Below are 13329 nucleotides of genomic sequence, written 5' to 3'. Positions count from 1 at the left end.
GGATGAATATCAGGCAACACAGGCGCGACCGCGGGGTTGAACGCATGGGGTGCGGCAATTGCGCCACGCCCTGTTGCCTGACTACATCAATTTGCGGCGCCGTGTCACGCGAATATCCAGCTCGTTGGTTTTCTTGCGCAAGGTATTGCGGTTGATTCCCAACAGATCGGCACACCGCGCCTGGTTGCCGCCGGTATATTCCAGCGCGATGTCGATGAGCGGCGCCTCGACCTCGCGCAGGATGCGCTGGTAAACGCCCGGCGGCGGCAGGTCGGCGCCGTGCAGTTCGAAATACCGGCGCACATGCCGCGCGACCGATTCCGCCAGCGTGCCCGCCTCGCTCGATTCGCCCGAGGGCGCGGCGGCGGGATGGGCGTTGAGCGCGCTCTCGATCTCGGCGCGGCCGATCTCGGGCTCTTGCCCGGTGATGACCAGCCGGCGGATCACGTTTTCCAGCTGACGCACATTGCCCGGCCAGCGGTATTGCCGCACCAGTTCCAAAGCCGAGGTCGACAGGCGGCGCGGATTGCCGCCGTCGCGCGCGGCGCGGGCCAGGAAATGCTCGGCCAGCAGCGGAATATCCTCGATCCGTTCGCGCAGCGGCGGGACATGCAGCGTGACGCCCGACAGCCGGTAATACAGGTCATGGCGGAAATTTCCCGCTTCGAGCGTGCCGTTGAGCGTGCCGTCGGCGATGGCGATGATGCGCGGCCCGTCGGGCGGCATCGAATCGAGCAGCCGCACCAGCCGCGCCTGCGCCGTGGCATCCAGATCGCCCAGCCCGTCGATGACCAGCGAACCGCCGCGCGCGCGGGCCATCATCGCCGTTCCGGCCGAGTTCTGGTCGCCGGTGAAATCCTGCGCCGAGGCCAGCACGAAAGGCTGCGCCCGCCGGTCCGAGAAATCATGCAGCGCACGCGCGAGCAGCGACTTGCCGGTGCCCGATTCCCCGGTAATGAGCGCGGGCAGTTCGGCATTCATCACCCGCGCGACCAGCCGGTAGAGCGCCTGCATCGACGGCGTGCGCCCGACCAGCGGCAGATCGGCGGCGGCGGCGGGTTCCGGGGCGACGACGGGGGCCGCAGCCGCGGGCGCCGGCGCCTTCACGCGGACGCTGCCTCGGCGCGAGCTTTCCATGGCCTTGCCCGCGCGCGACAGAAGATCGGGCAGGTCGAAGGGTTTGGGCAGGTAATCCCAGGCCTCGGCCTCGGTCGCCTGAATGGCGGTCATGATCGTGTTCTGCGCCGAGATCACGATCACCGGCAGGCCCGGGCGCATCGTCTTGATCTGCGGCAGCATCTCGATCCCGTTGCCGTCGGGCATCATCACGTCGGTGACGACCAGATCGCCCTTCCCTTCCTCGACCCAGCGCAAAAGCGTCGTCAGGCTGGAGGTGGCGTGCACGCGGCAGCCGGCCCGCGTCAGCGCCTGGGTCAGCACGGTGCGGATCGTGCGGTCGTCATCGGCTACCAGGACGGTTCCATCCATCAGCGGGGCTCCTTGCTTGTCACCGGGGCCATGGGAAGAGACACCCGAAAGATCGTCTGGCCGGGACGAGATTTCACCTCGATCCAGCCTTCATGTGCGGCGATGATCTTCGACACCAGCGCCAGTCCCAGCCCGGTGCCGTTCTCGCGGCCCGACACGAAGGGCTCGAAGACATTTTCGGCAATCGCGTTGGGCAGGCCGGGGCCGTCATCCTCGATATGAACATGTATCGGCAGCGCGACGCGCTGACCGTCGAGCCCGCTGACCTGCAGCCCGCGTTCGAATTGGGTGCGGATGCGGATCGTGCCGCCCTCGGGCTGTGCCTCCGAGGCGTTCTTCAGCAGGTTCAGAAAGACCTGCTGCAACTGGTCGGGATCGGCCCAGACCTCGGGCAGCGACGGGTCGTAATCGTCGCGGATCTTCATATGCGCGCCGAAACTGACCCCGGCCGAACGCCGCGCGCGCTCCAGAACATCGTGGATATTCGTGGCCTTGCGGTCGGGCGGGCGCTGGTCGCCGAATTGCTCGACCTGTTCAAGAAGCTTCACCACGCGCCGCGTCTCGGCGACGATCAGGTCGGTCAACTCGCGGTCGGCGGCATCCAGTCCCATCGACAGAAGCTGCGCCGCCCCGGCAATCCCCGCCAGCGGGTTCTTGATTTCATGCGCCAGCATATCGGCCATACCGATGGCCGATTTCGCCGCCGCCTTGACCACCTGCGTGCGCCCCAGCCGCCCGGCAATGTCGCGCGGCGTGACCAGCATCAGCAGCGAATCGGAATTGTCGTTCATCGGCGCCAGTTGCAGCGTGCACAGGATGGGCGGACGCTCGCCGGTCGTGACCTCGCAATCGTTGATGAAGATCGGCGCGCGGTTCTTGCGCGCACGCTCGACCGCCTCTTCCATCGGCGCGTCGATGAGCAGCCGGTCGAAAGCGGGCTCGCCCCTGAGCACCTGCGACGAGACCGAGCAGAATTGCTCGGCGGCCGTGTTGCAATCGAGGATGATTTCCTTCGTGCCCTCGGCCCCGGTCAGGAAGGCCGGCATCGGCAGCGCCGCGAAGATCGCGCCGGGGACCGGAACGTAGCTCATGCCGCCGCCCGATCCGGTGTCAGCGCATCGGGCAAGGCATGGATGACCCGCGCCGGATCGCTTTCGCGCATCAGCACGGCGCGCAACCCGGCAGAGCCCCCGGCCGCGTCGATATACCAGCCCAGATGCTTGCGCGCGATGCGCACACCCAGCTCGGCGCCGTAAAAGGACAGGATCTGTTCGTAGTGATCGGCGACCAGATCGGCGAGCGCCGCGCCTTCGGGGATCTCGGGCGCCGGCGTGCCATGCAGCGCCGCGCCGATCTGCGCCAGAAGCCAGGGGCGCCCCTGCGCGCCGCGCCCGACCATGATGCCCGCCGCGCCCGACGCCGCCAGCGCGGCGCGCCCGCTTCGCGCATCGGTGATGTCGCCATTGGCGATGACCGGGATCGACACGGCCTCGACCACGCCGGCAATCGCCTCCCAGTCGGCCCGGCCCGTGTAGAACTGCGCCCGGGTGCGGCCGTGGATGGTCAGCATCCGCACCCCCGCCGCCTCGGCCCGTTTCGCGATCTCGGGCGCGTTCAGGCAATCACCGTCCCAGCCCAGCCGCATCTTCAGCGTCACGGGCACGCGAACGGCGCCCACGACCGCCTCGATCAGCCGCAGCGCCAGATCCGGCTCGCGCATCAGCGCCGATCCGGCGGCGCCGCCCACGACCTTCTTGGCCGGGCAACCCATATTGATATCGATAAGCGGCGCACCCTGCCCCTCGGCGATGCGCGCGGCCTCGGCCATCGCGTCGGCGTGGCGTCCGGCCAGTTGCACGGCGGTGGGGACGCTTTCGTCGACCTCGGCCCGCGCGCGGCTCGCGGCACGGCGCGACGGACGCGCGGTGACCATCTCGCCCGAGGCGATCATTTCGCTGACCACCAGACCCGCACCGAACCGCGCCACCATGCGGCGGAACGGCAGATCGGTGATCCCCGACATCGGGGCCAGGACGATGGGAGGCGTCAGGGAGACGGGAAACGCTGAGGAAGTCATCAGGCTCGGTTCGGCAATGCGTGCTGTGCCCATCTAGCGCGCAGAAGCGGCAAACGGAAAGGCGAGCGCACGGGTTTCTGCTTTCTGTTTCATCGCTTGCACAATTATTGGTCATCAATCAAGCGGCGACGCTCTTTTTTGCATCTTCGCCGTTCTGCGCATTCGCTTGCAGGGTCGCGACACATCCCCTAATCCACATCGCATGACTGGGAAAACCGACATCGCCGTGATCCTTGTGGCTGCCGGTCGCGGCAGCCGGATGGGCGGCGGCGTGCCCAAGCAATGGCGCCCGCTGAACGGCCGTCCGGTGCTGGCGCATACGATCGCGGCCTTCCGCGCGGCGGGGCTTCACAACATCCTTCTGGTGATCCACGAAGACGACCGCGAGCGGGCCGCTGCGCTTGATGTGCCCCATGTCCTGGGCGGCTCGTCGCGGACGCAATCGGTGCGCGCGGCGCTGGAGGCACTGAGCGCCACCCCGCCCGCCAAGGTGCTGATCCACGACGGCGCCCGCCCGCTGGTCGAACCCCGCGTGATCGACGGCGTGGTGCGCGCGCTGGACCAGCATCCGGGTGCCGCGCCAGCGCTGCCGGTGACCGATGCGCTGTGGCAGGGCGAAAACGGTCACGTCGTCGCGATGCGCGACCGCGACAACCTGTTCCGGGCCCAGACGCCGCAGGGATTCGACTATGCCCGGCTCTTGGCCGCCTATCGGGCGCATGCGGGCGACGCAGCGGATGACGTGGCCATCGCGCGGGCGGCGGGGATCCCTGTGTGGATAACTCAGGGCTCGGAAACCAATATCAAACTCACCTATCCTGTTGACTTCGAACGCGCGGAGCAGGCGCTGGTCGAACGTCAGGCAACCAAAGGTCAGACAATGGATATACGGCTGGGCAATGGCTATGACGTGCATGCCTTCACCGAGGGCGATCACGTCTGGCTCTGCGGTGTGAAGGTCCCGCACACGCGCGCGCTGCTGGGGCATTCGGATGCCGATGTCGGCATGCACGCGCTGACCGATGCGATCTACGGCGCCATGGCCGAGGGCGATATCGGCCGGCATTTCCCGCCCTCGGATCCGCAATGGAAAGGCGCCGAAAGCCATATCTTCCTGCGTCACGCCGCCGATCTGGCCCGGTCCAAGGGTTACACGATCGCCAATTGCGACGTGACGCTGGTCTGCGAGCGGCCCAAGGTCGGACCGCATGCCGAGGCGATGCGCACGGCGCTTGCGCAGATCATGGAGATAGAGCCCGACCGCGTCTCGGTGAAGGCCACGACCTCGGAACGGCTGGGCTTCACCGGGCGCGAGGAAGGAATCGCGGCACTCGCCACTGCGGCGCTGGTGCGGAGATGAGAGTCGCGCGTCTCGTCTCCATCGGCTTCGGCGCCGGGCTGATGCGCCCCGCCCCGGGCACCTGGGGCTCGGCGGCGGCGATTGCCGTGGGGCTGGTCATCGACCGCTATCTGGGCGCGCCCATGCTCGTCATCGCCGCGCTTGCCGCCACGGCCGCCGGGCTGTGGGCCTGTCACGCCGAGCTCAAGGACAGTCCCGGCCTGGACCCCAGCGAAATCGTCATCGACGAAATCGCCGGCCAATGGATCGCGTTGGCCTTTCCCGCCTTGGCCTTCTGGTGGCGCGGCTGGGACGACTGGATGCCCTATCCCGGCTGGGTCGCGGCTTTCCTTTTCTTCCGGCTGTTCGACATCTGGAAGCCGTGGTTCATCGGCCGCGCCGACAAACGCCATGACTGGCTGGGCGTCATGCTGGACGACCTGTTCGCCGGGCTCTGCGCCGGTCTGGCGGTGATCGTCGCGGCCGGGCTCGCGCATGGATACCTGATGTGAGCCTCGCCGCCGAAACCCTTGATCTCGCTCGCGCAAAGGGCGTCATGATCGCCACCGCCGAAAGCTGCACGGGCGGCATGATCGCGGCGGTGCTGACGGATATTCCCGGCTCGTCCGACGTGGTCGACCGGGGTTTCGTCACCTATTCGAACGCCGCGAAGCGCGACATGCTGGGCGTGCGCGACGCTACGCTGCAGGCGCATGGCGCCGTCAGCGAGCAGATCGCGCGCGAGATGGCCGAGGGCGCGCTCCGCCACAGCGCCGCACAGCTCGCGGTTTCGACCACCGGGATCGCCGGCCCGGGCGGTTCGGAGCACAAACCCGAAGGACGTGTCTGTTTTGGTCTTGCCCGAAAAGACGGCACCACCCGCACCGAAACCGTGGAATTCGGTGCCATCGGCCGGGCCAAGGTGCGCGCGGCCTCGGTCGCGCATGCGCTTGCATTGCTCAAAGCCGCCCTTTCCTGATTCATCTTTGCCGTTTTTCAGGGCGAACCGCCTTTTTCGAAGGCTGAATGCCGTGCATTTCGCCGATTGCCCGGCATATTTTCGTCCTTCCGGCGCTTTGCCCGTTTTCTGACCTCTCGCAAGACGCTCTAGAAGCGCGATCAAACCTGAGGGGGGACAGATGAACGCTGCGGATACCGCTTTCCTGATCACCGCGACAGCCCTTGTGCTGTTCATGACCCTGCCCGCGCTGGCGCTGTTTTATGGCGGGCTGGTTCGGGCGCGAAACGTGCTGAGCGTGTTCATGCACGTCTTTTCCATCGCCTGCCTGATGTCGGTCCTGTGGCTGGCCATCGGCTATTCCGTGGCCTTCGGCGAGGGCAACGCGGTCTGGGGCGGCCTGTCCAAGGTCTTCCTGACCGGCATCGACGCCGAGACATTGTCGGGGTCGGTCCCCGAAGTGCTGTTCTTCGTCTTCCAGATGACCTTTGCCATCATCACGCCCGCGCTGATCGTCGGTGCCTATGTCGAACGGATCGGCTATGGCTTCGTGCTGGTCTTCTCGGCCCTGTGGATGATCCTTGTCTACGCGCCGGTCACGCACTGGATCTGGGGCGGCGGGTTCCTGGCCGATGGCGGGATTTTCGGCGCGATCGGCACGCGCGATTTCGCGGGCGGGATCGTCGTGCACGAAACGGCGGGGCTCGCCGCGCTGATGCTGGCGATCGCGCTGGGTCCGCGCACGAACCGGGTCACGCCGCCGCATAACCCGGGGCTGGTCATGATGGGCGCGGCGATGCTGTGGGTCGGCTGGTTCGGCTTCAACGGCGGTTCGGCGCTGGCGGCGAACGGTCAGGCGGCGATGGCGATCACCGTGACGCATCTGTCGGCGGCCGCGGCGTCTCTGACCTGGGCGCTGTGGGAGCGGATCAAGTTCGGCCGCGCCTCGATGGTGGGGCTTGTGACCGGCACGATCGCCGGGCTGGCCTCGATCACGCCCGCCTCGGGCTTCGTGGGCCCGGTCGAGGCGCTGATCATCGGCGCGGTTGCCGGGATCCTGTGCCAGGAAGCCGTGAATTTCGTGCGCCACAAGATGAAGGTCGACGACACGCTCGATGTGTTCGCGGTGCATGGCGTGGGCGGCATCTTCGGCACGGTGATGCTGGCCGCCCTGGGCCACGCCGCATGGGGCGCGCAGCTGGGTGCGCTGATCATCGTCGGGGTCTATACGGTCGGGATGTCCTGGATCCTGATCAAGCTGGTCGGCCTGATCACCCCGCTGCGCGTCGATGCCGAGACCGAGACCAACGGGCTCGACCTGTCGGTCCATGGCGAGCGCGCCTACGACGTCACGTCGTGACGCCCTGACCCGTGACGCCCTGCCCCGCCCGTCAGCCGTAAAGCTGGCGGGCGCGGGCCTCGAAGGCGCCGACGACGCGGCGCATGGCCTCGTTGAAGACCAGCCCGATCACCCGTTGCAGCATCGCGTTGCGGAATTCGAAATCCACCTCGAAGGTCACGCGGCAGCCGTCGCCCTCGGGCTCGATCTGCCAGAAGGAATGCAGGTACTTGAAGGGGCCATCCAGGTAATCCGTCTCGATCCGGTTCTCGGTCGGGATCAGCACCACGCGCGAGCCGAATTTCTCGCGGAAGACCTTGAAGCTGATGACCAGATCCGCCTCCATCACCTCGGCGCCCTCGCCGCGTTCGGGCAGGGGCTCGCGCGAGCGGATGCGCGCCGCCGCCGTCCAGGGCAGGAATTCGGGATATTTGGCGACATCGGCCACCAGATCGTAGATCTGATCCGCGCGATACGGAAGCTGGCGGTTTTCGCGATGATGGGGCATTGCGACCTCTGGCGTGTGCGGTGGTCTTTTCCTATTGTGTGACCGGCTTTTCAACCCCCCCTTCGACAGGACGCGACGCCATGACCCAGCCCGCCTATGTGATCGACCAGATGATCTCGGCCAAGCGCATCGCCGCGCGGGTCGAGGCGCTGGCCGAAGAGATCACCCAGGCTTTCGCCGGCACCGACAAGCTGGTCGTCGTGGGATTGCTGCGCGGCTCGTTCGTGTTCATCGCCGATCTGGTGCGCGAGATCGACCTGCCGGTCGAGGTGGATTTCCTCGAGGCCAGTTCCTATGGCGACAGCATGGAATCCAGCCGCGAGGTGCGCATTCTCAAGGATCTGCGCGGCGAGATCGCCGGGCGCGACGTGCTGGTGGTCGAGGATATCGTCGATACCGGCTTCACGCTGCACCACGTCAAGCACCTGCTGACCGCACGGGGCCCAAGACGGCTGGAAATCTGCGCCCTTCTGGACAAGCCGACGCGGCGTGAGGTCGACATCAAGGCCACATGGACCGGGTTCGAGATCCCCGACGAATTCGTCGTGGGCTATGGCATCGACTACGCGCAGCGCAACCGCAACCTGCCCTATATCGGCAAGGTACGCTTCCCCTGATGTGCGCTTGACGGGCGGGGCGCCGGTCAGTTGCCGGGGCTGCGGTGCAGGTAGACCATCGGCATGTCTCGGATCATGGTCGGGCGCTTGGTGCGGCACCAGCCGGCGTCACGCGCGCGGGCCTCGATCTCGGCGATATAGGGCGCCGGGTCGCCCCAGGTCGCGTAAAGCTTGAATTCCGTGTTGGCGATGGGCCGCAACCCTTCGTTCAGGATCGCCTCCCATACCGCCGCGCCGCACCCCATTGCGCCCGCCTTGCGGTAATCGTCGAACACGACGACCCCGTCGTCGCGCAGCAGGGTCCGGGCCGAGGCGGTATCCGCGCGCACAAGGTCATAGGTATGGCCCGCATCGACATGCACAAAGCGCGCCGAGCCGGGGGCGACATGCCGGGTGATGACCGCGGTCGGCGCCCGCACGATGCGCGGCAGCTCACGGTGGAAGGCGAGGTAATTGCGCTCGAATTCCATCTGCGACAGCGATTGCCCCTTGAAGAAGCGCTGCTCTTCGGGGTCCGCATGGCTGTCGGTTTCGATATCCTCGAACAGGTCGCAGACGGTAAAGACTTCGCCCGGGCGCTGGAAATTGCCCATCACGACGGCGCTCTTGCCCTTGAAGACGCCCAGCTCGACCAGGCCGCCCAGGGGCTGCGCGCGGTTCTGATGCTGCAGGACCCAGCTGAACGCCGCCTGATCGATGGGCATGAACCACCCGGGAATATCGTCGAATTTCATCTGCTGCCCTGCCTGTGCGTCCCGCACCGTTTGCCGCGCGAGGCTATGCCGGCGGCCAGCGCCTCGCAAGCCGATGCACATTGTTTCCTTTTAATAAACGGTAAAATCTTATCGTTTCCGCGCCGCCCCGCGATGTCACCGCAGGGTCACGATTGCACCGTTTCAAGGTCCGCAACATTGCGCTAAGCTCGGTCATGATACGGCGTCGGCGGCGCGCCTTCGTATTCCAGACAGGCATTCGTGTTCCAGACAGGCAGATGTGACGGATGAGTGACGATTCCATCGAGATGTTCGACGCCAGCGAGGCCAGCACCGATTCCGACTGGCTGTCGATCATGCAGGAAATCGGAGACGAGTCGGGCTATTTCGAGCCGCTCGGCGACAAGCATTCGGCGTTTTTCTCGGATCTGGGTCCCGTTCTGCTGGTCAGTTTCGAAACCGTTTCGGGCGTTCGCGGCGCGGGTGGCGGGCAGATGCCGCTGGGCTACCAGATCGCCGCGCCGCGCGGCTGGTCGTCGCTGACGATCCTGGCCCAGGGCGACACCTGGTATCGCGACGCGGCGGTCTACGGTTTTTTCGATCGGCTGATCGACGACGCGTTCTTCGAGGATTTCGACCGCGTGGTGTTCTACGGCGCGGGCATGGGTGGCTATGGCGCGGCAGCGTTCTCGGTCGCGGCGCCGGGCAGCACGGTGCTGGCCCTTGCCCCGCAATCGACGCTGCAGACCGAGGCCGCCGAATGGGACCGCCGCTTCCTGCAGGCGCGGCGGCTCGATTTCACCAGCCGCTTCGGCTTTGCCCCCGACATGGTCGAGGGCTGCGAAACGGTATTCATCGTCTACGATCCGATCCAGCAGGTCGACGCCGTCCATGCGGCGATGTTCCGCGCGCCGCATGTCCACCGGCTGCGCGCGCGCAATATCGGTCGTGATCCGCAGGCCGAACTGGCGCGCATCAACGTGCTGCGCCCGCTGATCGACGCGGCCTGTACCGGCAGCCTGACCCCGCAGCTTTTCTTCCGGCTCTGGCGGCGGCGGCGCACCAATGCGCATTATCTCGGACGGCTGATCGGCCGGCTGCAGATCCAGAACCGGCCGGCCTTGCTGCTGCGCGCGCTGACCGTGGCCAATTCGCTGGTCGAGCATCCGCAGCTGCGCAAGGCGCTGGAGCGCGTGCAATCGGGCAAGCCGCTGCGCGACTAACACCCTTCACACCGTCAGGGCCGCGCGCTATGGGAACGCCATGACGCGCTTGACCCTGACCCGCCCCGACGATTTCCACCTGCACCTGCGCGACGGCGCCATGCTCGACGGCATCGCGCCCGAAACGGCCCGCGATTTCGCCCGCGCGATCATCATGCCGAACCTCGTGCCGCCGGTGGTCACGGGCGCGCAGGCGTCGGCCTATCGCGACCGGATCGCCGCAGCTCTGGACAAGAGCCTGCCGGGCGCCGATTTCACGCCCCTGATGACGCTCTACCTGACCGAAGAGACCGACCCCGCCGATGTCGTCGCCGCGCACCAGGCGGGCATCGTCACGGCGGTCAAGCTGTACCCGGCGGGCGCGACGACGAACTCGGCTTCGGGCGTGCGCGACTTCGACAAGGTCGCCCCGGTTTTCGAAGCGATGGCGAAAGCCGGCGTGCCGCTTTGCCTGCATGGCGAAGTCACCGATCCCGAGATCGACATCTTCGACCGCGAGGCGGTGTTCATCGACAAGGTGCTCGACCCGATCCGCCGGCAACATCCGGGCCTGCGGGTGATCATGGAGCATGTCACGACCAAGGACGCGGTCGAGTATGTGCGCGCGCATGACCGGGATCTGGCGGCGACGATCACCACGCATCACCTGATCATCAACCGCAACAGCCTGCTCGTCGGCGGGATGCGGCCGCATTACTTCTGCCTGCCCGTCGCCAAACGCGAGCTGCATCGCCAGGCGCTGGTCGAGGCCGCGACCTCGGGCGATGCGCGGTTCTTCCTGGGCACCGACTCGGCGCCCCACAGCGATGACCGCAAGGAATGCGAATGCTGCGCGGCGGGCTGTTTCACCGCCACCAACACGATGCCGCTTCTGGCCCAGATCTTCGAACGCGAGGGCGTGCTGGACCGGCTGGAGGCATTCACCGCGCATTTCGGGGCGGATTATTACGGGCTGGCGCGCAATAACGGCACGCTGACGCTGGAAAAACAGGCCGAGCCCGTTCGTTTCCCGGCCAAGATCGAAACCGGCGCCGGCCCGGTGACGGTGTTCGATCCCGGCTTCGATGTCTATTGGAAAGTGATCGCCTGATCGCGGATCAGGCGCGGCGCGGGATTATTGCGAATAGCCGAGTTCCGGCAACTGCGCGACCGAGGCATCGTCGAACGCAGTCTGCATCCGCTCGCCCACATCGTCGGGCCCCGAGCCGAGCGTCACGAAAACCAGAATACCGAACGAGGCGGCGATTGCGGTCAGGATCACCCAATCGACCGTGACCGCCCCGGCATCGCAACGGACGAAGTGTCTGATGGCATTCGGCATGGCTACCTCTGGTTGCGGTCGGCGCCACAATGACCGGGGATTCTGACCGAAATATGGTCGCGCCTCTGCAGAAAATCGGCTTTCAAACATATGGTTAACGGAATGTTTGGGCCGGTTGCCGCTGCACCCATTCCGCCGCCTCGTGCCACCCCTGGGCGAGTTGTAGGAGCCCCAGATCGTCCCCGTGCCGTCCGATCAGTTGCAGCCCCATCGGCAAGCCGCTGGCCCCGAACCCCGCCGGCACGCACAGCGCCGGCAACCCGATGAGCGAGGCGGGAATCACCACCTCCATCCAGCGGTGATAGGTATCCATCGGGCGGCCCGCGATCTCGGTCGGGTATTCGAGCAACAGATCGAAGGGCCAGACCTGCGCGCTGGGCAGGATCAGCGCGTCGAAATCCCCGAACAGACGCGCGGCGGCAGCGTACCATTGCGACCGGATCAGGCTGGCCGCCTTGACCTCGGCCAGTGTCAGCGACTGCCCCGTTTCGATCTCCCAGATCGCCGTCGCCTTGAGCTGCCGGCGCCATTCCGGGTTGCCATAGAGCGCGCCCAGCCGGTCGGCATTGGCGAAGGCGCGCAGATGCAGCCAGCTTTGCCGCAGGGCGCCGGCATCGAAGGGTGCGTTGATCGCCTCGACCGTGACGCCCAGCGTGTCGAAGACGCGCAGCGCCGCCGTGCAGGTGTCCAGAACGCCCGTCTCCATCGGATAGGCGCCGCCCCAATCGCCCAGCCATGCCACGCGACGGCCGCGCAGATCGGCCTCGATCCGGTCGAGAAAGCTTTCCTGCGGAAGGGTGAAGGGCCGTTCCGCCATCGGCCCGGCCTGCACCTCGAGCAGCGCGGCCAGATCGCGCGGGTTGCGCGCCATCGGGCCATTGGTGGCCAGCGGGTGCAGGAACGTGTCGCCCTCGGCCTCGTCCGGAACCCGGCCCCAGCTGGGGCGCATACCGTAGACGTTGTTCCAGCCCGCCGGGTTGCGCAGGCTGCCCATCATGTCCGAGCCGTCGGCAATCGCAGTCATGCGGCAGGCCAACGCCACCGCCGCGCCACCCGACGATCCCCCGGCGCTGCGCGTCGGATCCCAGGCGTTGCCGGTCGGCCCATGCACCGGGTTGAAGGTGTGACTGCCCAGCCCGAATTCCGGAGTGTTGGTCTTGCCGATGAACAGCGCCCCTGCCGCGCGCATCCGGGCGACCATCAGGTCGTCGCGACGCGCGACCTGCCCGGCCAGGATGGTCGAGCCCATGCTGGTAGGCAGACCCGCGACATTGGCCAGATCCTTGACCGCCATGGGAAGGCCATGCATCCAGCCCTTGCGCGGCTCGGTATCGGCGTGGCGGGCCTGCGCGAGCAGTGTTTCGGGATCGGCAAGGCTGACGATCGCATTCACGCCGGGGTTGCGCGCCTCGATTCGCGCCAGCGTCGCGCGCATCAGCGCCTCGGCCGAGACCTCGCGCCGTGCAAGCGCCGCCGATTGCTCCAACGCGCCGAGATCCAACAAGTCGTCCATATCCGCCCCCCGTCCTTCACCGTCTTCACGCTAACCCAGCCGCCAGGCCGAGGCGAGGGCGTAGGCAAGGACGCGGCAAGCGACGCGCGATGCGAATCGATTCGGATAACAATCGGGCGACAGGCTTCGGACCGGCCTTGACCGGAACGGAGCGCCCTCGCAGGCTATGCGGGCTTTTCAGGACCAACCCCGCGCCGGCATTGGACAACCACGGCACGGGCGGTCATTTTCGG

Annotated in this window: 14 protein-coding genes; 7 read left to right on the top strand and 7 right to left on the bottom strand. The window is 66.8% G+C overall.

Going from position 1 to position 13329, the window contains the following annotated elements; all coding sequences use genetic code 11:
- Positions 1 to 81: 81 nt before the first annotated feature.
- Genes C4N9_RS04475 through dusB form a run of 3 tightly spaced genes read right to left on the bottom strand, consistent with a single transcriptional unit; the run spans position 82 to position 3565 of the window.
- A complete protein-coding gene (locus tag C4N9_RS04475; protein WP_109532090.1) occupies positions 82 to 1488 on the bottom strand; it encodes a response regulator in 1407 nt (468 codons plus the stop codon).
- On the bottom strand, positions 1488 to 2579 hold the full coding sequence (locus tag C4N9_RS04470) for a two-component system sensor histidine kinase NtrB (protein ID WP_109532089.1): 1092 nt from the start codon (positions 2577 to 2579) through the stop codon (positions 1488 to 1490). The genes C4N9_RS04475 and C4N9_RS04470 overlap by 1 nt, the downstream gene beginning before the upstream one ends.
- Positions 2576 to 3565 (bottom strand): tRNA dihydrouridine synthase DusB, encoded by a 990-nt coding sequence (gene dusB / locus C4N9_RS04465; protein WP_109532088.1) that lies wholly within the window; start codon positions 3563 to 3565, stop codon positions 2576 to 2578. The genes C4N9_RS04470 and dusB overlap by 4 nt, the downstream gene beginning before the upstream one ends.
- A gap of 202 nt (positions 3566 to 3767) precedes the next feature.
- Between dusB and C4N9_RS04460 the strand changes: the two genes are divergently transcribed.
- The 4 genes from C4N9_RS04460 to C4N9_RS04445 all read left to right on the top strand — a co-directional run bounded on the left by C4N9_RS04460 (position 3768) and on the right by C4N9_RS04445 (position 7222).
- Positions 3768 to 4925 carry a bifunctional 2-C-methyl-D-erythritol 4-phosphate cytidylyltransferase/2-C-methyl-D-erythritol 2,4-cyclodiphosphate synthase gene (locus C4N9_RS04460; RefSeq protein WP_109532087.1) on the top strand — a complete coding sequence of 386 codons (1158 nt, stop codon included), beginning with the start codon at positions 3768 to 3770 and terminating at the stop codon, positions 4923 to 4925.
- The gene (locus tag C4N9_RS04455; protein WP_109532086.1) at positions 4922 to 5416 is read left to right on the top strand and encodes a phosphatidylglycerophosphatase A family protein; all 495 of its coding nucleotides are present in this window, start codon (positions 4922 to 4924) and stop codon (positions 5414 to 5416) included. The genes C4N9_RS04460 and C4N9_RS04455 overlap by 4 nt, the downstream gene beginning before the upstream one ends.
- Positions 5413 to 5883 (top strand): CinA family protein, encoded by a 471-nt coding sequence (locus C4N9_RS04450; RefSeq protein ID WP_281260108.1) that lies wholly within the window; start codon positions 5413 to 5415, stop codon positions 5881 to 5883. The genes C4N9_RS04455 and C4N9_RS04450 overlap by 4 nt, the downstream gene beginning before the upstream one ends.
- Positions 5884 to 6043: 160 nt before the next feature.
- Positions 6044 to 7222, top strand: coding sequence for an ammonium transporter (locus tag C4N9_RS04445; RefSeq protein WP_109532084.1), 1179 nt, complete (start codon positions 6044 to 6046; stop codon positions 7220 to 7222).
- A gap of 31 nt (positions 7223 to 7253) precedes the next feature.
- Here the strand turns inward: C4N9_RS04445 and C4N9_RS04440 are convergent, their stop codons facing one another.
- The gene (locus tag C4N9_RS04440; RefSeq protein WP_109532083.1) at positions 7254 to 7709 is read right to left on the bottom strand and encodes a type II toxin-antitoxin system RatA family toxin; all 456 of its coding nucleotides are present in this window, start codon (positions 7707 to 7709) and stop codon (positions 7254 to 7256) included.
- An 80-nt stretch (positions 7710 to 7789) separates the two neighbouring features.
- Here C4N9_RS04440 and hpt point away from each other — a divergent pair, with 80 nt between their 5' ends.
- Positions 7790 to 8326: a hypoxanthine phosphoribosyltransferase gene (gene hpt, locus C4N9_RS04435; protein WP_109532082.1), complete on the top strand. Its 537-nt coding sequence runs from the start codon at positions 7790 to 7792 to the stop codon at positions 8324 to 8326.
- A gap of 26 nt (positions 8327 to 8352) precedes the next feature.
- Here hpt and C4N9_RS04430 read toward each other — a convergent pair whose 3' ends face one another.
- A complete protein-coding gene (locus C4N9_RS04430; protein ID WP_168192114.1) occupies positions 8353 to 9060 on the bottom strand; it encodes a class I SAM-dependent methyltransferase in 708 nt (235 codons plus the stop codon).
- A gap of 266 nt (positions 9061 to 9326) precedes the next feature.
- On the opposite strand from C4N9_RS04430, the gene C4N9_RS04425 reads away from it, so the two are divergent.
- Positions 9327 to 10262, top strand: a complete 936-nt coding sequence (locus C4N9_RS04425) for a phosphoadenosine phosphosulfate reductase (protein WP_109532080.1) — start codon at positions 9327 to 9329, stop codon at positions 10260 to 10262.
- A gap of 40 nt (positions 10263 to 10302) precedes the next feature.
- A complete protein-coding gene (pyrC, locus tag C4N9_RS04420; RefSeq protein ID WP_109532079.1) occupies positions 10303 to 11352 on the top strand; it encodes a dihydroorotase in 1050 nt (349 codons plus the stop codon).
- A gap of 24 nt (positions 11353 to 11376) precedes the next feature.
- Here the strand turns inward: pyrC and C4N9_RS04415 are convergent, their stop codons facing one another.
- Together C4N9_RS04415 and C4N9_RS04410 are read right to left on the bottom strand one after the other, a co-directional pair.
- Positions 11377 to 11583, bottom strand: coding sequence for a hypothetical protein (locus C4N9_RS04415; protein ID WP_109532078.1), 207 nt, complete (start codon positions 11581 to 11583; stop codon positions 11377 to 11379).
- 94 nt (positions 11584 to 11677) lie between these two features.
- Positions 11678 to 13096 carry an amidase gene (locus C4N9_RS04410; RefSeq protein ID WP_109532077.1) on the bottom strand — a complete coding sequence of 473 codons (1419 nt, stop codon included), beginning with the start codon at positions 13094 to 13096 and terminating at the stop codon, positions 11678 to 11680.
- Positions 13097 to 13329 lie beyond the last annotated feature (233 nt).

The sequence above is a fragment of the Pararhodobacter marinus genome, from assembly GCF_003122215.1.
In the GTDB taxonomy this organism is placed as follows: Bacteria; Pseudomonadota; Alphaproteobacteria; order Rhodobacterales; family Rhodobacteraceae; genus Pararhodobacter; species Pararhodobacter marinus.
Note: the sequence above shows the minus strand (reverse complement) of the source record. Positions and strands in the feature narration are given on the sequence as shown.

Bases quoted from the DNA above. Each gene is read 5' to 3' on its own strand.
- C4N9_RS04475 (WP_109532090.1), bottom strand. From the start codon at position 1,488: ATGGATGGAACCGTCCTGGTAGCCGATGACGACCGCACGATCCGCACC.
- C4N9_RS04470 (WP_109532089.1), bottom strand. From the start codon at position 2,579: ATGAGCTACGTTCCGGTCCCCGGCGCGATCTTCGCGGCGCTGCCGATG.
- dusB (WP_109532088.1), bottom strand. From the start codon at position 3,565: ATGACTTCCTCAGCGTTTCCCGTCTCCCTGACGCCTCCCATCGTCCTG.
- C4N9_RS04460 (WP_109532087.1), top strand. From the start codon at position 3,768: ATGACTGGGAAAACCGACATCGCCGTGATCCTTGTGGCTGCCGGTCGC.
- C4N9_RS04455 (WP_109532086.1), top strand. From the start codon at position 4,922: ATGAGAGTCGCGCGTCTCGTCTCCATCGGCTTCGGCGCCGGGCTGATG.
- C4N9_RS04445 (WP_109532084.1), top strand. From the start codon at position 6,044: ATGAACGCTGCGGATACCGCTTTCCTGATCACCGCGACAGCCCTTGTG.
- C4N9_RS04440 (WP_109532083.1), bottom strand. From the start codon at position 7,709: ATGCCCCATCATCGCGAAAACCGCCAGCTTCCGTATCGCGCGGATCAG.
- hpt (WP_109532082.1), top strand. From the start codon at position 7,790: ATGACCCAGCCCGCCTATGTGATCGACCAGATGATCTCGGCCAAGCGC.
- C4N9_RS04430 (WP_168192114.1), bottom strand. From the start codon at position 9,060: ATGAAATTCGACGATATTCCCGGGTGGTTCATGCCCATCGATCAGGCG.
- C4N9_RS04425 (WP_109532080.1), top strand. From the start codon at position 9,327: ATGAGTGACGATTCCATCGAGATGTTCGACGCCAGCGAGGCCAGCACC.
- pyrC (WP_109532079.1), top strand. From the start codon at position 10,303: ATGACGCGCTTGACCCTGACCCGCCCCGACGATTTCCACCTGCACCTG.
- C4N9_RS04415 (WP_109532078.1), bottom strand. From the start codon at position 11,583: ATGCCGAATGCCATCAGACACTTCGTCCGTTGCGATGCCGGGGCGGTC.
- C4N9_RS04410 (WP_109532077.1), bottom strand. From the start codon at position 13,096: ATGGACGACTTGTTGGATCTCGGCGCGTTGGAGCAATCGGCGGCGCTT.